Consider the following 20569-nt stretch of genomic DNA (forward strand, 5'->3'; position numbering starts at 1 on the left):
CCCCCCCGGGGGGGGGGGGGGGGGGGGGGGGGGGGCCCCCCCCCCCCCGCCACAAAAAAACCCACCCCCCCAACGGCGAAGCATGAGCCGTTGGGGGCTGACGTGGGCGAGGGGGGAGTTGAACCCCCACGTCCGTTAGGACACACGGACCTGAACCGTGCGCGTCTGCCATTCCGCCACTCGCCCGAGTGGGACTATCTGTGGACCGAGAGACACGCTACCACGCCGGAGATGTCCGTTGCGGCGGGGGGTCGCGTGGGTCGCGAACATGTCAGGCTGCCGAGCCGTGGGGCGGCAGCGCCCGGGGGCATACGATCTCACAGACCGGGAGAAGGGAGGTCGAGCATGGGCGTGCTACAACGCTTCGAACGGCGCCTGGGCGGCCTCGTCGAGGGCGCGTTCGCCAAGGTGTTCAAGGGCGGGGTCGAGCCCGTTGAGATCGCGAGCGCGCTGGCCCGGGAGACCGATGACAGGCGGGCGGTGAGCTCCAACCGGGTCCTGGTGCCCAACGAGTTCGCCGTCGAGCTCGCCAGCGGCGACTTCACCCGACTCTCCCCCTACGACCGGGCGCTGTGCGACGAGCTCGCGGAGATGGTCCGCGAGCACGCGGCCGAGCAGCGTTACACCTTCGTCGGCCCGGTGTCCGTCCGGATGTCGGAGGCGGCCGATCTCGATGTCGGCGTGTTCCGGATCCGCAGCAGTGTGGCGGCGGCCGACCCGGGTGTGGTCAGCGGCCGGCGGCCGCGGCCGAGCGCGCCGGGCACTCCCCATCTTCTGATCACGACCAAGGCGCCAGGTGGCGCCGGCGGCGAGCGGGAGTACCCGCTGGACGCCGAGACCACGGTGATCGGCCGCAGCGTGGAGTGCGACATCCGCCTGAACGACACCGGCGTCTCCCGGCGCCATGGCGAGATCCGCCGCCTCCCCGACGGGCAGTTCCTCTTCGTCGACGCCGGCTCGACCAACGGGAGCCTGGTCAACGGCCGGGCGGCCACCCAGGTCAAGCTCGTCAACGGCGACCGGATCGAGCTGGGCACCGCGACGATCGTGTTCCGCCGCGAGAGCAGCCGCGGCGCGGGCCGCCCGGTCGGCCGGGGCACGCCGGTGCCCGACCGGGTCGCGCAGCGCCCGACCAGCCCGCCGGACCGGCGGCCGACCCCCGCCCCGGAAGATCCCTATCGGCGCGGTTCCAATCCACGCGGCGGCCGGGCCGATGCGTATGCCCAGTCGGAGCCGCACGGTGACCGTTCGTATCCGCCGGATCCGTACCGGGACCCGGACCGCCCTGCCCGGGCGGGCAGCGATCCCGGCCGACGCGGTTCCTGGCCCGACGTCGAGCCCCCGCGCGGGCGCGGTTACGACGAGTCGACGGGCGCCCGGCGGGGCCGGCCCGCGCGGGCGGGCGACCCTCGGGACCGGGACTTCGGCGCGGAACCCGGGCGCACGGGCCGGGATGGCCACCCGGACCCGCGGGAGCGCCGCGCCGGCGACGCGCGCGGCGGCCGTCCTCACCGTGAGCCCGCCCGGGACTCCCATCGGCCCGCTGCGGGGCCGGACGACGGCCTGGAGCCGCTCGAGGACGTGTACGACGCGCAGACCTACCTACCGGGCCAGCTCGACGCCCCACGGCCGGGCGAGGGTGGGCGGGGGCGTCCTCGGCCGGATCGGGGCTGGTAGCGGACGATGAACGCGAGCGAGCCGAGTCAACTCGTCCTGCTGATCGTCAAGATCGGCTTTCTGGCCCTGCTCTGGGGCTTCATACTGGTCACTGTGCGTGCCGTCCGGCTGGACATGTTCGGTCCGACGAAGCGCCAACAGCGCCGCGAACCGATGCCCGTGGGACGCCCGACACCCCCGCGAACCCCCCCGCAACCAGCGCACAAGCCCCGGACACCGAGCAAACTCGTGGTAACCAAGGGGCCCTTGGCTGGCACAACGATTCCGCTAGGATCGGCACCAGTCACCATCGGACGGGCACAGGACTCGACTCTGGTCCTCGAGGATGACTTCGTGTCAGGCCGGCATGCAAGACTCGTGCCCCACGACGGGCAGTGGTTCGTCGAGGACCTGGGCTCGACCAATGGCACATTCCTCAACCGTACGAAGGTGACCAGTCCCATGCCGGTACCTCTCGGCGCGCCGGTCAGGATCGGGAAGACGGTCCTGGAGCTCCACCGGTGAGCCTCAGGCTTCACTTCGCCGTCCGCTCGGATGTCGGGCACGTACGGGAAGGAAACGAAGACTCCGCGTTCGCCGGACAACGCCTGCTGGCGGTGGCCGACGGCATGGGCGGACATGCCGCCGGTGAGGTCGCGAGCTCCACCGTGATCTCCCGGCTGGCCGATCTCGACGAGGGCGTCCACAGCGACGACCTGGTGACGGAGCTGAACGACGCGATCCGTGACGCCAACCGCCAGTTGCGCGAGATGTCGCTGGAGAACAGCGCGCTGGACGGAATGGGTACGACGATCACCGCGGTGCTCTCGTCCGGGGACATGCTCGGCGTCCTGCACGTCGGCGACTCGCGTGCCTACCTGCTGCGTGACGGTGTGCTCAGCCAGGTCACGCACGACCACACCCTCGTGCAGGACCTGGTCGACCAGGGTCGCATCACTCCCGAGCAGGCCAACACCCATCCGCAGCGCTCGCTGCTGATGCGCGCGCTCGACGGCCGCGAGGTCGAGCCCGACCTGTCGGTGCGGCAGGCCGTCACGGGCGACCGCTACCTGCTGTGCACCGACGGCCTGTCCGGCGTCGTGAGCGAGGAGACCATCCTCGAGACGCTGCTGATGCCCACCCCGCAGGAGGCGGTGGACCAGCTCGTCGACCTCGCGCTCAAGGGCGGCGGTCCGGACAACATCACCGTCGTGGTCGCCGACATCGAGCCGGACCACGGCGAGGCCCTGCCGTATCCGCTGGTCGCGGGCGCCGCCGCGGAAAAGCGGGTGGTGCCCGGCGCGGCGCCGGCGCGCAGCGGCCCCGACCCGCGCCATTCCGATGCCGAGTCGGCGGCGGCGAAGGCCGCCCGCATCGGCCGCTCGGGGTTCCACCGGCGGGACCGCCAGCAGCAGGCCAGTGACCGCGGCGACGGCGACGACGCCGACGGTGAGGGTGAGGGGGCCGGTCGCCGACGCTCCGGGCGGCGGGTGCTGTTTGTTTCCTCCGTGGTGTTCGTGCTGGTGGTTGCCACTGCGGCGGTCGGGTGGACCTACGTGCGTAGCCAGTACTACGTCGGCGAGGATGACGGCCGGGTAGCCCTGTTCCAGGGCGTGAAGCACAGCGTGGCGGGCGTCCCGTTGTCCAGCGTGCTGGACAGGCACCAACCACTGACCGACGTGGCAGCGGCGGACCAGGAGCGCGTGCGCCAGGGCATCGACGCCGACAGTCGCCAGAACGGCAACGACATCATCTCGTCGCTGTCCCCGACCCCGGCGAAGCCGACCCCGCGGCCCTCACCCAGCGACTCCTCGTCGGAGCGGTCGAAGACCCCGACCGTCGCGACGGGCGTCGCCTGCACCGTCAGCCCCACCACTGTCCCGGGGGCGCCTGCCATCCCGGTCCCCACCTGCCCTCCGACCCCCGTACCCACCCCGTCCCCGTGACCCCAGGCCAGCGATGACCCGTCCGCCCATCCCCCTTCCGCCGCTTCGCCGGCCCAGGTCGGCGGACCTCACGGCCACCTTCGCGGGACTGCCGCTCCCCCAGGGCACCGACCTGCCGCCGTACCGTCGCCGCGAGCTCGTCCTACTGATCTTCGCCGGGATCGTGGCGACCAGTGCGCTTGCCGCGCTGACCCTCGCCGACATCGGGCAGCTCTCGTTCGGGATCCTCACGATCGGCCTGGGTTTCTTCTGCCTGTGGGCGGTGGCGCACCTCGCGGTCCGCCGGTTCGCCCCGGCGGCGGACCCGGTGCTGCTGCCGGTCGTCGTCGCTCTCAACGGCCTCGGCCTGGTCATGATCTACCGGCTGGACCTGGCCAGGAGTGAGGCGGCCAGGCAGTCCGGCGCCCACATCCCGCCGAGCGCGGCGCAGGTGCAGCTCGTCTGGACGTTGCTCGCGGTCATCGTGTTCGTGCTGGTGCTGGCGCTGGTGCGGGACCACCGCAGCCTCGCCCGCTACGCGTACACCGCTGGCCTCGTCGGCATCGTCGGCCTGCTGCTGCCGATCGTGCCCGGCATCGGTACCAGCATCAACGGCGCCCGGCTGTGGCTGCGGGTCGGCCCGTTCTCGTTCCAGCCAAGCGAGGTGTCGAAGATCATTATTCTGATCTTCTTCGCCGGCTACCTGGTGAACAAGCGCGACGTGCTCTCCATCGCCTCCCGGTCCGTGCTCGGCGTGAAGTTCCCGCGGGCCCGCGACCTGGGCCCAGTCCTGGTGGCGTGGCTGGCCAGCCTCGGCATCCTGGTCGTGCAGAACGACCTTGGCTCGTCGCTGCTGTTCTTCGGGATGTTCATGGTCGTGCTCTACGTCGCCACCGAGCGGGCATCGTGGATCGTGATCGGCTTCCTGCTGTTCATGATCGGCGCGGTCCTCGCGTATCCCCTGTTCGGCCACGTCCAGGTGCGGGTCGACGGCTGGCTGCACGCGTTCGACGGCGACAACCCGTCGAGCACGTCCTACCAGCTGGTGCAGGGCCTGTACGGCTTCGCCGCCGGCGGGCTCACCGGCACCGGCCTCGGTCAGGGCCATCCGCAGAAGGTGCCGTTCGCCAACACCGACTTCATCATGGCGAGCCTCGGCGAGGAGCTCGGCCTGACCGGAGTCATGGCGATCCTCACCATGTATGCCCTGATCGTGCTGCGCGGCATGCGGGCCGCCCTGGGCGCCAAGGACGCGTTCGGCAAGCTGCTCGCGACCGGCCTGTCCTTCACCCTCGCCCTGCAGGTGTTCGTGCAGGTCGGTGGGGTGATGCGGCTCATCCCGCTGACCGGGCTCACGCTGCCGTTCGTCTCCTACGGTGGGTCGTCCATCGTGGCCAACGCCGCGATCATCGCGTTGCTGCTGCGCGTCAGTGACGGTGCGCGCCGTGCCCCCGAACCGGCGCCGGACGCCCCGCTGTTCGACCCCGGGGCGGTCTCGGAGAGCCCCACCCAGGTGGTGAAGACGACATGAACCGCCCGGCACGCAAGGTCGCCGTCGCCTGCCTGGTGTTGTTCGCGGCTCTGCTGGTCAACGCCAACTGGCTCCAGGTCGGGCAGGCCGGCAGCCTCAAGAACCAGCCCACCAACGGCCGCCAGATCACCGAGCGCCTCGAACGCCAGCGTGGTCCCGTTCTCGCCGGCGACGTGGAGATCGCCCGCTCGGTGCCGTCGAACGACCAGTACAAGTTCCTGCGGCAGTACCCGGCCGGCAAGCTCTACGCGAACATCAGCGGCTACTACACGCTGTTCACCGCCGCCGGGCTGGAACGGTCCCAGGACGTGCTGCTCTCCGGCGATGATGACCGGCTGCTGGCCAGCCGGGTCACCGAGCTGTTCACCGGCAAGGAGCGTCGCGGCGGCACGGTGGTCACCACGATCAAGCCCGCCGTCCAGCAGGTGGCCGCCGAGGCACTGGGCGACCGCAAGGGCGCCGTGGTCGCCCTGGACCCCTCGACCGGCGCCGTGCTCGCGATGGTCACCAGCCCGTCCTACGACCCGACGCCGCTGGCCAGCCACACCGAGAAGACCGCGACCGACGCCTACAGCGTGCTGTCCGGCGACAAGGCCCAGCCGCTGCTCAACCGCGCGACGCAGCAGACCTATCCGCCGGGTTCGACCTTCAAGCTCATCACCGCCGCCGCCGCGCTCGCGGCCGGGCGCAAGCCCGACGACCGGATCGCCGCTCCCAACTCGCTGGCACTGCCGCAGAGCACCGCGCGGCTGCCGAACTTCGACAACGAGACCTGCGGCGACGGCGAGACCGACACCCTGATCCACGCCCTGACAATCTCCTGTAACACCGCGTTCGGGCAGCTCGGCATCGATCTGGGCGGCGACGCGCTGCGCCAGCAGGCGCAGGCGTTCGGCTTCGACTCGACCTTCCCCGGCTTCCCTCTGCAACAGGCTCGCAGCGTCTTCCCGGCCACGCTCGACGGCGCGCAGACGGCGCAGTCGGCCATCGGCCAGTACAACGTTCGGGTCACCCCGCTGCAGATGGCAGCGGTGGCCGCGGCGATCGCCAACGGCGGGACGGAGATGAAGCCCTACCTCGTGTCCGAACTACGGGGACCGGATGGCAAGACGATCAGCCGAACCAGCCCGAAGGGACTCGGCAAGCCGATAAGCGGCGACATCGCCGGGGAACTAACGACCATGATGGAGAGCGTGGTCACCTCGGGCACCGGGCGTAAGGCGCAGATCGACGGCGTCTCCGTCGCAGGGAAGACCGGAACCGCGGAGCACGGGACGGGCGAGCCACCGCATGCCTGGTTCGTCGGGTTCGCCCCATCGGACAACCCCAAGGTCGCAGTCGCCGTCATCGTTGAGGACGGCGGGGGTGAGGTCGGCACCGGTGGTGCGATCGCCGCTCCCGTCGCGAAACAGGTCATGCAGGCCGCATTGGACTCACCATGAACAACTCGCCCGGCACCTCACCGTCGCAGCCGTTCGCGGGCGCCGCCTCGCCGAACACGATCCTGGACAACCGCTACCGTCTCGACGGCCGCATCGCGGCCGGCGGGATGGGCGAGGTCTGGCGCGGCCTCGACCAGACCCTCGGCCGCCCCGTCGCGGTGAAACTCCTGCGCCCCGAGTACGCCAGTGACGAGTCGTTCCTGGTGCGCTTCCGAGGCGAGGCCCGGCACGCGGCGCGCCTGTCGCATCCCGGCGTCGCGTCCGTCTACGACTACGGCGAGGTCGCCACCGCCGACGACTACCCCACCGCCTACCTGGTGATGGAACTGGTGGAGGGCGAGCCGCTGTCCGCGGCGCTGCACCGGGAGAAGCGGCTGTCGCCGGAACGGATGCTGGACATCCTCGGCCAGGCCGCGGACGCGCTGCAGGCCGCGCACGCCCTCGGCGTCGTGCACCGCGACGTGAAGCCGGGCAACCTGCTGCTGCGACCGGACGGCGTGGTCAAGGTCACCGACTTCGGCATCGCCCGCGCGGTCGACGCCGCCCCGCTGACCGCGACCGGGATCATGATGGGCACGGCGTACTACGTCTCGCCCGAACAGGCCTCCGGCCGGCCGGTGACACCCGCCAGCGACGTTTACTCGCTCGGGGTCGTGGCCTACGAGTGCCTCGCCGGGCGGCGGCCGTTCGACGACCGCAACCCGATCGTCGTCGTGATGGCCCACCAGCAGGACACCCCGCCGCCACTGCCGGCGGACATCCCGTACCAGGTGCGGGCGCTGGTCGAGTCGGCGATGGCGAAGGACCCGGCGCGCCGGCCGAGCTCGGCGGGCGCGTTCGCCCGGACCGCGGCCGGCATCCAGCGCAACCTGTGGCCGCCGGACGGCGGCCGCTGGCCAAGCCAGCCCGGCCGATCCGACCTGACGGCCCGCCACCCCGGGCCGTCCGGCAGCGTGCCGCCCACCGCGGGCGGCCGGTCGCACCGCCCCACGTCGTCCCGCACCCGGCCACCGTCCTGGCTGCCGCCGGCCCAGAACCCGCCGCCCGGCCGGACCAGCGGGCCCGGGCGGGCGGGCGCCGGCCCGGACCAGACCCAGCTCTCCCCAGGCGGCGCCGAGCTGCCCGCGACCGCGATGCACAACGCGTCGTACGACGGCACCGAGGCGGGCTACCAGGACGCCGGCTACCGCAACGACAAGCCCGGCTACGGACCGGGACGCGGGCACGGCGACCCGGAGGCCGGCTACGGTGAGACGTCCTACCGGGGCGGCGACGACTCTCGCGACCCCGGTACTCTCTACCAGCCTGGCGCGCAGGCGTGGTCCCGCCCGCCGGGCGGCGGCACGGCTGACGGGGCCTGGGCGGGCCGGGCCGCGGCCCGGCGCCGGACCGAAGGGTCGCCGCGACTGTCCCTCCCGCTGCCGATTCTGCTCATTTTGTTGATCCTTACGGTCGCCATCACCGCCTTCGTGACCAACCACCTCTTCTCCAGTAGCGGATCCGACTCGAACTCGGCGGCCACTCCACCAGGTGTGGTGTACGTCGTCCCGTTCGGTGATGGAATCGTCCACAACAGTGCAGGGTCGACGGTCCCCGACGCGGGAGGGGCGACGGCAGGGGAGTTCTCGTGACCGACGCGACGGAGATGTACACCCCGGACGCGGCTCCGCAGCTCATCGGCGGCCGCTACGAGCTGGGTGGCGGCATCGGCTATGGCGGCATGGCCGAGGTCTACAAGGGCCGCGACATCCGGCTCGGCCGCGAGGTCGCGGTCAAGACCCTGCGGGCGGACCTCGCCCGGGACCCGACCTTCCTGGCCCGGTTCCGGCGCGAGGCGCAGTCGTCCGCGTCGCTGAACCATCCGGCGATCGTCTCGGTGTACGACACCGGCGAGGACGTCATCAACGGGACGCACATCCCGTACATCGTGATGGAGTTCATCGAGGGCCGGACCCTGCGCGACGCCCTGCAGGCGGAGGGCCGGTTCACCGAGCGGCGCGCCATGGAGATCACCTCCGACGTCTGCGCGGCGCTGGACTACAGCCACCGGATGGGCATCATCCACCGCGACATCAAGCCGGCCAACGTCATGCTGAGCCCGGACGGCTCGGTCAAGGTGATGGACTTCGGCATCGCCCGCGCCACCACCGCCACGTCCTCGACGATGACGGCGACCGCGGCCGTGATCGGCACCGCTCAGTACCTTTCCCCCGAGCAGGCCCGGGGGGCGCGCGTCGACGCCCGCAGCGACGTCTACACCACCGGTGTTCTGCTCTACGAGCTGCTCACCGGCTCCCCGCCGTTCCGCGGCGACAACCCGGTCGCGGTCGCCTACCAGCACGTCCGGGAGGATCCCGACCCACCGTCGGCCCATGACCGGGACATCTCCCCGGAGGCCGACGCGATCGTCCTCAAGGCCATGGAGAAGGACGCGGACGACCGCTACCTCACCGCGGGTGAGATGCGCGACGATCTGGAGCGGGCGCTGGCCGGGCGCCGCGTGCAGGCGATGATGGGAGGTGGTGGCGCCAACGGTGCCGCCACCACCCTCGGCCCCGCGGCCGCCGCCGGGACGGCCGTGCTCGGCCGCGGCGACCGCGCCGGCTACCCCACCCGGGACCGCTACCCCGACGGCCCGTACGACGACGCGACCTCCCTGCGCGGCGAGCCGTACGACGACGGCCGGTTCGGCACCGGCCCGTTCGACCGCTACGACGTCACCGGCGCGATCGACCGCAACGCGCTGCCCGAGCCGGAACGCTCGCAGACCTGGAAGTACATCCTCGCCGGCCTCGGCATCGTCGTCGTGTTCGTCGCGGTCGTGCTGCTCGCGACCACCTTCCTCAGCAACGGCGGGGACAACAACACCGCCAGCGGATTCACCGTGCCCAAGGGGCTGGTCGGCCAGAGCCAGGAGGTGGCACAGGCCCGGCTGCAGAGCGCCGGCTACACCGGCAAGCCGACCATCGTCACGGTCGACGCGCCGGACATGGCGGGCCGGGTCACCAAGGTCGACCCGGCCGAGGGCAGCAAGGTCGCCGCCAGCGGAACGATCACCCTGTCGGTCGGCAAGGCCGCCGGCGACGTCACCATCCCCCAGGACATCATCGGGAAGGCGCAGGCCGAGGCCGAGCAGGAACTGCGCGGCCTCGGCCTCACCCCGACCTCGACCCAGTTCTACAACGCGACCAGCCACCGTGTCGGCTCGGTCGACAGCACCGACCCGCAGGCCGGCAGCGCCGTGAAGCCCAACGCCACGGTGACCCTGAACGTGGTCAGCACCACCGTCAACGTGCCGAGCGTGACCAATCGTTCCTATGACAGCGCCGTCGCCCTGCTCGGCCAGTGGGGCCTGAAGGCCACCCAGCAGTCCGTGGCGAACAACAACGTGGCCCCCGGAACCGTCGTCGACCAGTCGCCTTCCGGCGGCAACGTCCCGCGCGGGTCGACCGTCACACTGTCGGTCGCTGCTCAGGTCCAGACCACCGCGCCGCCGAGTGCCAGCCCGACCCAGCCGGCCGATCAGGGGCCGACCCAGCCAGCGGAGAACACTCCGACCCCGTCGGCGACGGCCAACCCGACCCCGTCGGCGTCGGCCTCGACGGGCTCGCTCGGCCTGGGTGGCGGAGCACGTGCCGGCACCGGCGGTGGCGGTGGCGGTGGCGGTGGCGGCACCACCAGACAGGGCACCTAGGAAGGCTGAGTCGTCGAGCCGCTGAGTCGGGAAGGAGGAACCTGATGCGGATCCTGGTCGTCGACAACTACGACTCGTTCGTGTTCAACCTGGTGCAGTACCTCGGCCAGTTGGAGACCACGTGCGTCGTCCGGCGCAACGACGAGGTCACGCCGGCCGAGCTGGATGACCTCGGCGTGGACGGCGTCCTGCTCTCCCCCGGCCCGGGCACGCCGGAGGCCGCCGGGGTGAGCATCCCGATGGTGCGGGCGTGCGCCGAGCGTCGCCTGCCGCTGCTCGGTGTGTGCCTCGGGCATCAGGCGATCGCAGTCGCCTACGGCGCGACGGTCGACCGGGCACCGGAACTGCTGCACGGCAAGACCTCACTGGTCCGCCACGACCAGGTCGGCGTGCTGGCCGACCTGCCGTCGCCGTTCACGGCGACCCGTTACCATTCCCTCGCCGTCGAGGAGCGGACCCTCCCGCCGGAGATCGAGGTGACGGGCCGCACCGACAGCGGGGTGGTGATGGCGCTACGCCACCGCGAACTGCCGCTGGAGGGTGTGCAGTTCCATCCCGAATCGGTGCTGACCCAGGGTGGCCATCTGATCCTCGCCCGCTGGCTGGAGCAGTGCGGCGACGGCGGTGCCGCCCGCCGGCTCGCGCCCGAGCTGTCCGCCGAGGTCGAGACGCTGCGGGCAGCAGCTTTCGCCTGACCCGACCCGCGGCGCACACACCGGTGCGCCGCAGCGCCGTCGCGCCGCGCGCGGTCAGCGGCCGACGGCGGACGGCAGGGTCAGCGGACCGTCGTAGGCGGGCAGACGGGCGTCCGCGACCTCGGTGACCCGGTACCCCAATCCGTACGCGGCCACGTACTGCTGGTAGATCCGCACCTGCGGATCGTCTCCGAGTCGGGTCCGCAGCGCCGCGATCCCGCCGATCGCGGTGATCCGGAACGGCGGGGAGAACACCTCGCCGTGCAGAAGCAGCGTGTTGCCGACGCAGCGCACCGCCGTCTGCGCGGTGACCCGTCGATCCATGATTGTCATTGCCTCGGCGCCGCCCGCCCACAGGGCGTTCACGACGGCCTGAACGTCCTGCTGGTGCACGACGAGGTCGTCCGGTGCCGGCGCCCGCACGCCCGGCGGGAAGGGACCACGACGGCTGGCCGGCGGCGCGTCGTTCAGCTCGACGGTCACGGCCGGCCCGTGCACCGCCGCCCGACCCGCCGGCCCGGCCAGCTCCTCGACCAGCCCGCTGGCCGCCGCGTCCGCCGCCCCGGCGCCGCCGGCACCCGCGGTCGGAGTGGCCGGCCCGGCCGCCGCGCGGCGGGCCGCGGCGCGCAGCGCGTCGGCGCGCAGCGCGTCGGCGCGCAGCGCGTCGGCGCGGGCCACCCGGGCCGACTCGGCCTCGACGACCTGCGGCACCCCGCCGGGGCCGAGAACGGCGTCGCCCCGACCGCTCCCGGATGAGAAGGGGCCAGCGTGCGCACCCGCGCCACCAGCGAGCAGACCGCAGCAGAACAGCGCCCCGACGACGCAGGCACGCCATGGTCGGCGCGACACCCGCGCACCGAGGGAGTCGCGGTCAGGACCCGCGCCGGACGCCACGGCCGCTGGCCTCCCTCCGGCGTGCTGGTCGGTGCACGTCCGCTCGGTCGGCGGATCGCCGGGCGGTCGAGGCATGCCGTGCCAACCCGGTCGGGCGAGCCGTCCGCCGCGTCGGACCCGTTCGCCTCTCGCCGCAGGCTACGCGGAACGGACAGCGGCGCTCCCCCACGGGCGAGCAAAGCCCCCCGGGTCCACGGCGCGAATCCCGAATGCCGGTACGCAGCCGGCGGGTCCGACCGGTGGCTGTCTACGCTGGTGCCCAACACGAGACGGCCCCCGTCGCACCGGGCGTGGCGGCGGCCATCATCTGTCGCCCACGCACAGCCAGCCGCGCACAGCCGCACAGCTTGCACAGCCGCACAGCTTGCACAGCCGCACAGACGCACAGCCAGCACAGACGCACAGCCAGCACAGACGCGCTGTCACCGAGACGCGCCGTCAGCCGAGGAGTACCGCAGTGCCCGAGTCACGACGCCGCAAGCCGAAGAAGCAGACGCCGAGCACGGGCAGCCAGACCCGCCGTGCCCGCCCGCCGTCCCCGCCCTGGTTCGGCGGCCTCATTCTGGTCTTCTTCGCGATCGGCATCGCCTATCTGCTCGTCTACTACTTCTCCAACGGGGGAGTGCTGGGCATGGAGAACCTGGGCGGCTGGAACATCCTCATCGGGTTCGGCTTCGTCGTCGTTGGACTGGCAGTGTCAACCCAGTGGCGCTAGCCTCGCTCCTTTGGAATGCGTTCAGGTTCGGGCGGCCGGGAGGCGCCGGACGGCGCCGCCGTGCCCTGCCGCCGTCGGAGCCGGCTCCGTGACCAGCGTCGATGGAACTTGCACGGCTGTCATCTATCCACAACCGTTGTCCACAAGTGTGGATATCGCCCGGTCGCCCAGATCCGCCGGGTAGCAGACCCATGACGGCCGATCGTGAACTGGTTCCCGGAACCTCCCCGTTCAAGGAGACGACCGGCTTCCCTGGCCGTCCGGGTGGGTGAACCGACCCCGCCCAGGCCGACTTCCTCGCGGCCGACGTGCGTGGGAGCGGGGCTTCTTGTCTCTTCCACAGGGACAAATCAGGACGCGAACCCCTGTGGAAGAGACAGCGGGAGCCTCTCCCACGACGTCGCCGAACAAAGCGGACGTTCAGGCCCCGCCGCCGCCAGAGCGTGACGGCCGAGCGACAGGGCGGGCGGCGTCAGCGGGCGAGGACCGCGGTACGCAGCCGGGAGACCGTGTCCTCGGTGTGCTCGTCGGCGACGATCAGCCGGCGGAACTCGCCGCCCGGCCGAACCTCGATCACCACCGCCGGCCGGCCGCGATAGACGGCGGCGAAGTCCTTCCCGCCCCGGGAGCGCCAGGTACCCAGCGCGATCACCCCGGGCAGGCCGGTACCGGGCAGCCGCCATCCGCGCAGCTCCGCAAACGGTTCCGGCGCCGGGCGCACGTCGAGGACCTGGTCAAGCGCCACGGACACATCCCCGCGCAGCGCGCCGATCCGCTCCAGGCCGCTCAGCACGACCTCGACTCGACTGTCCCTAACCTCCAGGCTGGCCACGGACCACACGTTAACGGTCCAGCTCCGCCGGGGGACGGAAAGCCGCTCAGCTGGTCGGCGACGGCCGGGCGTACGCCTCGGCATCCTCCGCCCGGATCACGTACATCACCGCGTTGATCAGGGCGAGATGGGTGAACGCCTGCGGGAAGTTGCCGAGATGGCGACCGCTGTGCGGGTCGATCTCCTCGGCGTAGAGGTCCAGCGGGCTGGCCAGGCTCAGCAGCCGCTCGCACAGCTGCCGGGCCCGGGTCAGCTCACCGATCTCCACCAGCGCCGACACCAGCCAGAACGAGCAGATCAGGAAGGCGCCCTCGACCCCGGTCACGCCGTCGTCGGTCTCCTCGGTGCGGTAGCGCAGCACCAGGCCGTCCTCGGTGAGCTCGTCGGCGATCGCGAGGACGGTGGCCTTCACCCGTTCGTCGGAGGCCGGCAGGAAGCCAAGCAGCGGAATCAGCAGCAGCGACGCGTCCAGCGCCGTCGAGCCGTAGAACTGGGTGAACACGCCGCGATGGTCGACGCCGCGCTCGCAGACGTCCGCGTGGATCTCCTCGGCGACGGCCTTCCAGCGGGCGGCGGTCTTCACGTCCCCGCGCATCTGGGCGAGGCGCCGGCCGCGGTCCAGCGCGACCCAGCACATCATCTTCGACACCGTGAAGTGCTGCGGGGCGCCGCGGACCTCCCACATCCCGCAGTCCGGTTCGCGCCAGTGCGCGGCGGCGGCCTCGACGAGGCGCGCCAGCACCGGCCAGAGGCGCTCGGAGAGGTAGTCGCGCGACTTGGTGTGCAGGTACACCGAGTCCAGCACGACACCCCACACGTCGTGCTGGCGCTGCAGCGCTGCGGCGTTGCCGACCCGGACCGGTGACGCGCCCTCGTAGCCGGACAGATGACCGAGGATCTCCTCCTCGATCCGCGGCTCGCCGCCCACCCGGTACATCACCTGGATGTCGTCGTCGTCGTGTTCGGCGACGTCGGCGATGAACGAGAAGAAGTCGTTCGCCTCGTAGTCCAGGCCGAGCGTGTACAGACCCCACAGCGCGAAGGTGGAGTCCCGCAGCCAGCTGTAGCGGTAGTCCCAGTTCCGCTCGCCCTGCGGGGTCTCCGGCAGCGAGGCGGTGGCCGCCGCGAGCAGGGCGCCGGTCGGCGCGTAGGTCAGTCCCTTCAGCGCCAGCGCGCTGCGCTGCAGGTGGCGCCGCCACGGATGGTCCGGAAACACCCCCCGCGACAGCCACTGGCGCCAGAACTCCGTGGTTCGCTCCACGGCGGCGCAGGCCTGCTCGTAGGTGTTCGGCAGCAGTGGGTCCTCGGGCCGCCAGGTGAGGGCGACGAACGCCGTGTCGCCCTCCCGCAGGGTGGTACGGGCCAGGGCGCGCCGGCCGTCGAAGCCGAGCCGCAGATCGGTGCGCACGCGCAGGGTGACATTCGTGCCGCCGTGGTGGATGACGCCCGCGGAGTAGTCGTCCGCCTCGTACTCCCACGACTCGGCCTGCCGGCCGTAGTCGAAGTTCGGTTCGCAGACGAGGCTGAGGTCGACCGAGCCGTGCTCGCAGCGGGCAAGCCGCAGCAGCACGTGGTCGGCATCCCAGTCACTTGGCGTGCGCCGATGGGTGTTGGACCGCTGGGTGGTGCGGTGCCAGCGGCCGACGACCAGGCAGTCGGTGACGATCAGCCAGCCGTTGGGCGTCTGCCAGGTCGTCTCGAGGATGTTGGTGCCGGGCAGGTAGCGGCGGCCGGCGGGGATCTGCGTGCGGTCCGGCCCGAACCGGAAGCCGCCGGCCGAGCGGTCCAGCACCGAGCCGAAGACGCTGGGCGCGTCCGGCCGGGGCACGCACATCCATTCGACGTTGCCGCTCGGCGCCACCAGGCACGACGTCTCGCAGTCGGAGAGGAACCCGTATTCGGCGATGGGTGGGAAGGGGCTGCCCCCGCTGCGTCGCACCGGCGAGTGTGCCACCCGATCCCCCTGCGGAAAAAAGGACTGCGTCACGCCATCGCCACCCTACGAACGACACCATGAGTACCGATGAGATAGCGAAGCGTAGCCGTTTAGCAGCATGGTGCAAGCACCGCGCCGTCCAGGCAAGTCGGCGCCGATCCCAGGCCGGGCCGATGCCTCCGGAGCGGCTGCGGTTGGCCGGCGCGGTGTGGTTGCGTGGAGACATGCCCACGCCGTTCGCCGCAGCCGGGGATCCACCACACGCCGGCCCGCCACCGGCGCCGACCACCTGGTCGCCGCCGCTGTGGCGAGTGGGCCTGTATGCCCTCGCCGGCCTGGTGGCGGCGTTGGTCGCCGCGGTCGGGCCGCTCGCCGACCGGGTGGGCTCGCTCGACGCCGCCGGGCGGCTGCTCGTCGGGGTGCTGGCCGGGGGGCTCTGGGCACTCGCCGGGCGGGACCTGCTGGCCCGGCCCGCGCTGCGGGTCGACGCCGACGGCGTCGACCTGGTGGACGGCCTGCGCCGCCGTCACCTGCCGTGGGCGGCCGTGGTCGGGGTGCGCGCCGACACCCTCACCCACAACCGCCGGGCGGTGCACCTGCGCACCCTGGAGGTGGAGACGATCGACGGCCCGATCCTGCTGACCCGCCGCCAGCTGGGCACGGACCCGGGCCCGGTCGCCGAGCGCGTCGAGGAACTGCGCCGCAGCCTCGGCTGACCACCGGTCCACCGGCGGCGGGCGCCGGCGACCGCCCGGTCAGACCAGCGCGGCGGACTTCGCGGCCGCGGCGACGAACAGCAGCACCACGATCCCGACCACGCCGCCGGCCTGCGCCAGGGCGAACCGTCGCGGGACGTAGGCGTAGATCAGCCCGACCAGCGCGCCGACCGCGAGGCCGCCGATGTGGCCCCACTTGTCGATACTGCTGAACGAGAACGTGATGGCCAGGTTGATCCCGAGCACGATGAGGATCTGCCGGGAGTCGACCCGAAGCCGCCGGGCGATCACGTAGTAGGCGGCGAAGAAGGCGAAGATCGCGGTGGACGCGCCGACCGACGCCGTCGACAGCCCGCCGAGCAGGTAGCTCAGCGTGTTGCCGCCCACCGCACCCGCCACGAACAGCCCCAGGTAGCGGGCCCGGCCCAGCATCGCCTCAAGCTGGTAACCGAGGAGGTACAGCGCGTACATGTTGAACAGGATGTGCAGCACCCCGGCGTGCAGGAACGCTGCCGTCAGCAGGCGGTAGTACTGATCGTTCTCGGCGATGCGAAAGCCGATCATCGCGTAGTCGTTGGTGAACTGGTTGCTGTTGCTGCCACCGGAGATCCCCGGCGCGCCCTGCAACACGTAGGCCACGACACAGGCCGCGATGAGGAGCTGGGTGACCAGCGCCTGCTGGGCCGTCCGGACCCGGCCGCCGAGCACCGTGCGGGCCTCGCGGGGCGCCCGCCCCGAGCCGCCCGTCGCGCCCTCCTCCGGGCACTGGAACCCGACCGCCGCCGGACGCATGCAGTCCGGGCAGATCGGCCGACCGCAGCGCTGACAGGAGACATAGGTCTCCCGGTCGGGATGCCGGTAGCAGTGTGGAATCGCCGAGGCGCCCGGCCCCGGCCCGCCGCCGGTCGGCGCAGGCCCACCGCCTGATGGCGCAGACCCACCGCCGGAGGGCGGCGGAACCCAGCCCGACCGGTCCGACGGCGGACCGACGTCGGGTCGCCAACCTGTACCCGCCTGGTCCGGCTCGCCGGCCGAACCAGGCGTCCCCGGTGGTGACGCGGTCAACTTCTCACCTCCGGGTCAGGTCCGGGTCGGACCGGTCAGGCCGACTTCGGGTCGATGTCGATCTCCTGGATCACGACATCGGTCTTCGGCCGGTCGTTGCGACCGGTCGGCGCCTTCGCGATGGCGTCGACGACGTCCGAGCCCTCGACTACCCGACCGAAGATGGTGTGCTTGCCGGTGAGCCAGGCGGTCGGCGAGACCGTGATGAAGAACTGCGAGCCGTTCGTCCCGGGCCCGGAGTTCGCCATCGCGAGCAGGTAGGGCTGGTTGAACGACAGGTCCGGGTGGAACTCGTCGGCGAACTTGTAGCCCGGGCCGCCGGTCCCGGTACCCAGGGGGTCACCACCCTGGATCATGAAACCATCGATCACGCGATGGAAGACCGTCCCCTTGTACAGCGAGGTCCCCGTCTGGGTCGCGCCGGTGTTCGGGTCCCGCCACTCGCGCGTACCGGTCGCGAGCTCGACGAAGTTGCGCACCGTCTTGGGAGCGTGGTTGGGGTACAGCTCGATCTTGATGTCCCCCTGAGTCGTCCGCAACGTCGCGTACAGCTCCTCGGCCATGAGTCTCTCTTCTCTCCAGGTCTGGGGTCGTTGTCCGGTCAGACGGCACCCGGGCCGGTCCCGATCGTATGCGCCGATGGGCACGGGCGTTCCGGGATGGCGCGTCGACGCGACGCCGCGTGACCAGCACCGGCGCAGCTCAGGCATGTCACGCAGGTCGGCGTGACACACCTGCGGGGCGTCCGCGCGTTGGAGAGGGCCGTGCTCGGGGTACGGCACACTGCACAGATCTTGACCGCCCGTCCACCCGCCACACGATCATCGGCCCCAGAAAGGGACGCCATGAGCTCCAACCTGAAGGACCGCATTTCGCACGTCACCGATACAACGCCGGTCAGTGGGCTGTCGGACGCCGCGCGCCACGCAGCCGACCGGGCCGGCACCGTCGCGTACCGGGCGGCGAACATCGCCGGGGAGACCGCGGGCACGGCCGCCTCGGCCACCAGGGACGCCGGGGCATCGGTGGCACACAGGATTTCCGACGCGTCCAGTTCCACCGCTCGCGGCGGGGCCTCGGCACAACGCGCGGCGAGCAAGGCGGCCGGGAAGGCCGCGGGCAAGGCGACGGGCAAGGCCGTCGCCGTCTCTGGCCGGGCCGGCCGGAAGATCGAGAAGGCCCGCTCGCGGGCGGAACTGTCCGCGGAGCGCGCCCACGCCGCCGCCGAGTTGCGCGCCGAGCGGCAGCGCTCCCGCCGGGCCGTCGCGCAGGAGAGCAAGGCGCGCGCCGAGGCGGACAAGGCCCAGGCCATCCTGGAGAAGCGGCTGACGAAGGCCGAGACGAAGCTCGCCCGGGTGCACCGCCACCGCCGGCGGGGCCTGCTGACGCTGGTCCTGCTCGGGCTGGGCGCGGCGGGGACCATCGCGGCCCGGCGGTACCTGTCGGCGAAGGACGACCAGGAGCCGATCACCGCGACGCCCGCGCCGACCGGCGACCCCCTCGCCCGCGACGCCTTCGGCGAGCGCCTGCAGTCCTCGACGAACAGCCTGGAGGAGATGCCCGGCGTGGACACCTCCCTGGGGGAGCCCAGCCGACCCCGCTGAGCCCGTGGGTGACCCCGGCGCCCGCCTGCCAGGAACTACGCGTAGCGGGTGGGCTCCGGGGCGGGCACCCGGTAGGCACCGACGGCTCCCGCCGGCACCGTCGGACAGGCCGGCGGCCGGGGCTCGACCCGGCGGTACGGCTCGCCCAGCGGCGGCCGTGGGTCCGGTTCGCCCCGGTTCGGCCAGAACGCCATCGCCCGTTCCGCCTGCGCGGTGATGGTCAGCGAAGGATTGGCGCCGAGGTTCGCGGAGACGGCCGCGCCGTCGGCCACGTGCAGCCCGTCGTACCCGTGGACCCGCTGGTAGGGGTCGAGCACGCCGGTGGTCGGGTCGGCGCCGATCGACGCGCCGCCCAGGATGTGGGCGGTCATCGGGATGTCGGCGACCTCGCTGGCGGAACCGCCCGGGTAGCCGCCCAGCCGGGCCGCGAGCCGCCGGGCCGCGTCATTACCCGCCGGGATCCACGACGGGTTCGGCTCGCCGTGGCCCTGCCGGCTGGTGAGCCAGCGCAGGCCGAACGGGCCGCGCCGCAGGGACACGGTCAGCGAGTTGTCCCGCGACTGCATCACCAACATGATCATCGTTCGTTCCGACCACCGCCACGGCAGCCAGGTGGCCAGCGCGTGATGCGGGTGCGCGAGCAGCCCGCGAAGGAACCTCACCCAGCGCGGCGACCGGCCGCCACCGTCCGTCATCGGCGCGCTGACCAGCGCCATCAGGTTGCTCCCCCGCCCGTAACGGACCGGCTCCACGTGGGTGTGGCTGTTCGGGTAGAACGACGAGGTGATCGCCACCCCGCGGGAGACCCGGCGGTCGGGGCGGTAGCGGGTCGCGCCGAGGATCGACTCCGAGTTCGTCCGGGTGAGTTCGCCGAGCCGGGGCGAGAGCGCGGGCAGGTCACCCCGCTGCCGGGCGGCGAGCAGCAGCCGCTGGGTGCCGAGGGTGCCCGCGGCGAGGACGACCTGGCCCGCCGTCAGCGTCCGCCGGTCGCGCCGGCCCAGGCCCGGGGTGCGGGCGACGTCGACCTCGTAGCCACCGTCCGGCCGGGGCCGTAGCGCCGTCACCGTCGTGTCGGGCAGGATGCGGGCGCCGGCCCGTTCAGCCAGCCACAGGTAGTTGCGGTCGAGGGTGTTCTTGGCGCCCCGCCGACAGCCGGTCATGCACTCGCCGCACTCGACGCAGCCCGTGCGGTCGGGGCCGGCCCCACCGAAGTACGGGTCCGGCACCCGCACCCCGGGCTCCTGCCGGCCCTCGCGGCCGAAGAACACGCCGACCCGCGCCGGCGCGTAGCTGGCCGCGACCCCCATGTCCCGCGCCACCTCGCGGAACACCTCGTCGGCGTAGGTCGTCGTCGGGTTCGCGGTGACGCCGAGCATCCGCTCGGCCTGGTCGAAGTACGGCGCCAGCTCGGCCCGCCAGTCGGTGATGTCACGCCACTGCGGATCGGTGTAGAAGGCGTCGAGCGGTCGGTACAGCGTGTTGGCGTAGACGACGGAACCCCCGCCGACCGCCGTGCCCGACAGCACGAGAACACGGCCCAGCCAGGTGATCTTCTGGATGCCGTGGCAGCCGAGCCGCGGCAGCCACAGGTAGCGCCGCAGGTGCCAGTTGGTGCGCGGCAGGGTGTCCGGGGTGAACCGGCGGCCCGCCTCGACGACGAGGACCCGATAGCCCTTTTCCGCCAGCCGCAACGCACTGACGCTGCCACCGAAGCCGCTACCGACGACGATCACATCGGCGTCGTCAGGACCGTCTACAGGTGCACCCACTGCCATGCCCGCCACCTGTCGCCGTCGATAGCTCCCACCCCATGATGGGCCGCCTGCCGGGCAACGCAATACGGCGAGGGCCGGGGGTGGCAGCG

The 20569-nt window shown here is 72.2% G+C and carries 17 protein-coding genes and 1 tRNA gene; 11 read left to right on the top strand and 7 right to left on the bottom strand.

Features of this window, described 5'->3' with window-relative positions; genetic code table 11:
• Nucleotides 1-103 precede the first annotated feature (103 nt).
• Nucleotides 104-186 (bottom strand) — tRNA-Leu (locus MXD60_RS01050).
• Nucleotides 187-345: 159 nt separating this feature from the next.
• Between MXD60_RS01050 and MXD60_RS01055 the strand changes: the two genes are divergently transcribed.
• From MXD60_RS01055 to MXD60_RS01090, 8 genes are read left to right on the top strand one after another with little or no spacing between them, the layout of a single operon-like run.
• Nucleotides 346-1677: an FhaA domain-containing protein gene (locus MXD60_RS01055; RefSeq protein ID WP_248816806.1), complete on the top strand. Its 1332-nt coding sequence runs from the start codon at nt 346-348 to the stop codon at nt 1675-1677.
• Nucleotides 1678-1683: 6 nt separating this feature from the next.
• Nucleotides 1684-2181, top strand: coding sequence for an FHA domain-containing protein FhaB/FipA (locus MXD60_RS01060; RefSeq protein ID WP_248816808.1), 498 nt, complete (start codon nt 1684-1686; stop codon nt 2179-2181).
• On the top strand, nt 2178-3602 hold the full coding sequence (locus MXD60_RS01065) for a Stp1/IreP family PP2C-type Ser/Thr phosphatase (protein WP_248816810.1): 1425 nt from the start codon (nt 2178-2180) through the stop codon (nt 3600-3602). The genes MXD60_RS01060 and MXD60_RS01065 overlap by 4 nt, the downstream gene beginning before the upstream one ends.
• A 13-nt stretch (nt 3603-3615) precedes the next feature.
• Complete coding sequence (locus MXD60_RS01070) at nt 3616-5112, top strand: FtsW/RodA/SpoVE family cell cycle protein (RefSeq protein ID WP_248816812.1); 1497 nt, start codon at nt 3616-3618, stop codon at nt 5110-5112.
• A complete protein-coding gene (locus MXD60_RS01075) occupies nt 5109-6554 on the top strand; it encodes a peptidoglycan D,D-transpeptidase FtsI family protein (RefSeq protein WP_248816814.1) in 1446 nt (481 codons plus the stop codon). Before MXD60_RS01070 ends, MXD60_RS01075 begins: the two co-directional genes overlap by 4 nt.
• Nucleotides 6551-8185, top strand: coding sequence for a serine/threonine-protein kinase (locus tag MXD60_RS01080; protein WP_248816816.1), 1635 nt, complete (start codon nt 6551-6553; stop codon nt 8183-8185). The genes MXD60_RS01075 and MXD60_RS01080 overlap by 4 nt, the downstream gene beginning before the upstream one ends.
• A complete protein-coding gene (pknB, locus tag MXD60_RS01085) occupies nt 8182-10248 on the top strand; it encodes a Stk1 family PASTA domain-containing Ser/Thr kinase (protein ID WP_308222330.1) in 2067 nt (688 codons plus the stop codon). Before MXD60_RS01080 ends, pknB begins: the two co-directional genes overlap by 4 nt.
• 44 nt (nt 10249-10292) lie before the next feature.
• Nucleotides 10293-10943, top strand: a complete 651-nt coding sequence (locus MXD60_RS01090; RefSeq protein WP_248816818.1) for an aminodeoxychorismate/anthranilate synthase component II — start codon at nt 10293-10295, stop codon at nt 10941-10943.
• A 54-nt stretch (nt 10944-10997) separates the two neighbouring features.
• Here the strand turns inward: MXD60_RS01090 and MXD60_RS01095 are convergent, their stop codons facing one another.
• A complete protein-coding gene (locus MXD60_RS01095) occupies nt 10998-11837 on the bottom strand; it encodes a DUF881 domain-containing protein (RefSeq protein WP_248816820.1) in 840 nt (279 codons plus the stop codon).
• Between the two features lie 457 nt (nt 11838-12294).
• On the opposite strand from MXD60_RS01095, the gene MXD60_RS29190 reads away from it, so the two are divergent.
• Nucleotides 12295-12552, top strand: a complete 258-nt coding sequence (locus MXD60_RS29190) for a cell division protein CrgA (protein WP_248816822.1) — start codon at nt 12295-12297, stop codon at nt 12550-12552.
• 472 nt (nt 12553-13024) lie between these two features.
• Here the strand turns inward: MXD60_RS29190 and MXD60_RS01105 are convergent, their stop codons facing one another.
• Nucleotides 13025-13384, bottom strand: a complete 360-nt coding sequence (locus tag MXD60_RS01105; protein ID WP_248816824.1) for a hypothetical protein — start codon at nt 13382-13384, stop codon at nt 13025-13027.
• Between the two features lie 46 nt (nt 13385-13430).
• A complete protein-coding gene (locus MXD60_RS01110) occupies nt 13431-15338 on the bottom strand; it encodes a glycoside hydrolase family 15 protein (RefSeq protein WP_248816825.1) in 1908 nt (635 codons plus the stop codon).
• Between the two features lie 155 nt (nt 15339-15493).
• On the opposite strand from MXD60_RS01110, the gene MXD60_RS01115 reads away from it, so the two are divergent.
• Entirely contained in the window at nt 15494-16036 is a 543-nt protein-coding gene (locus MXD60_RS01115; RefSeq protein ID WP_248816826.1) for a PH domain-containing protein, read from the top strand.
• 39 nt (nt 16037-16075) lie between these two features.
• Here the strand turns inward: MXD60_RS01115 and MXD60_RS01120 are convergent, their stop codons facing one another.
• A complete protein-coding gene (locus tag MXD60_RS01120) occupies nt 16076-16828 on the bottom strand; it encodes a rhomboid family intramembrane serine protease (RefSeq protein ID WP_248816827.1) in 753 nt (250 codons plus the stop codon).
• Nucleotides 16829-17136: 308 nt separating this feature from the next.
• Nucleotides 17137-17664, bottom strand: a complete 528-nt coding sequence (locus tag MXD60_RS01125; protein ID WP_248816828.1) for a peptidylprolyl isomerase — start codon at nt 17662-17664, stop codon at nt 17137-17139.
• A 282-nt stretch (nt 17665-17946) separates the two neighbouring features.
• Here MXD60_RS01125 and MXD60_RS01130 point away from each other — a divergent pair, with 282 nt between their 5' ends.
• Nucleotides 17947-18705, top strand: coding sequence for a hypothetical protein (locus MXD60_RS01130; RefSeq protein ID WP_248816829.1), 759 nt, complete (start codon nt 17947-17949; stop codon nt 18703-18705).
• 35 nt (nt 18706-18740) lie between these two features.
• Here the strand turns inward: MXD60_RS01130 and MXD60_RS01135 are convergent, their stop codons facing one another.
• A complete protein-coding gene (locus MXD60_RS01135; protein WP_248816830.1) occupies nt 18741-20480 on the bottom strand; it encodes an FAD-dependent oxidoreductase in 1740 nt (579 codons plus the stop codon).
• Between the last annotated feature and the right edge of the window lie 89 nt (nt 20481-20569).

It is taken from the genome of Frankia sp. AgB32 (assembly GCF_023243045.1).
Classification (GTDB): Bacteria; Actinomycetota; Actinomycetes; order Frankiales; family Frankiaceae; genus Frankia.

What these genes read in the sequence shown, in the direction of transcription:
- MXD60_RS01125 (WP_248816828.1), bottom strand. Translation starts at nt 17,664, where the DNA reads ATGGCCGAGGAGCTGTACGCGACGTTGCGGACGACTCAGGGGGACATC.
- MXD60_RS01070 (WP_248816812.1), top strand. Translation starts at nt 3,616, where the DNA reads ATGACCCGTCCGCCCATCCCCCTTCCGCCGCTTCGCCGGCCCAGGTCG.
- MXD60_RS01090 (WP_248816818.1), top strand. Translation starts at nt 10,293, where the DNA reads ATGCGGATCCTGGTCGTCGACAACTACGACTCGTTCGTGTTCAACCTG.
- MXD60_RS01075 (WP_248816814.1), top strand. Translation starts at nt 5,109, where the DNA reads ATGAACCGCCCGGCACGCAAGGTCGCCGTCGCCTGCCTGGTGTTGTTC.
- MXD60_RS01120 (WP_248816827.1), bottom strand. Translation starts at nt 16,828, where the DNA reads ATGCGTCCGGCGGCGGTCGGGTTCCAGTGCCCGGAGGAGGGCGCGACG.
- MXD60_RS01080 (WP_248816816.1), top strand. Translation starts at nt 6,551, where the DNA reads ATGAACAACTCGCCCGGCACCTCACCGTCGCAGCCGTTCGCGGGCGCC.
- MXD60_RS01060 (WP_248816808.1), top strand. Translation starts at nt 1,684, where the DNA reads ATGAACGCGAGCGAGCCGAGTCAACTCGTCCTGCTGATCGTCAAGATC.
- MXD60_RS01130 (WP_248816829.1), top strand. Translation starts at nt 17,947, where the DNA reads ATGAGCTCCAACCTGAAGGACCGCATTTCGCACGTCACCGATACAACG.
- MXD60_RS01055 (WP_248816806.1), top strand. Translation starts at nt 346, where the DNA reads ATGGGCGTGCTACAACGCTTCGAACGGCGCCTGGGCGGCCTCGTCGAG.
- MXD60_RS01115 (WP_248816826.1), top strand. Translation starts at nt 15,494, where the DNA reads ATGCCTCCGGAGCGGCTGCGGTTGGCCGGCGCGGTGTGGTTGCGTGGA.
- MXD60_RS01135 (WP_248816830.1), bottom strand. Translation starts at nt 20,480, where the DNA reads ATGGCAGTGGGTGCACCTGTAGACGGTCCTGACGACGCCGATGTGATC.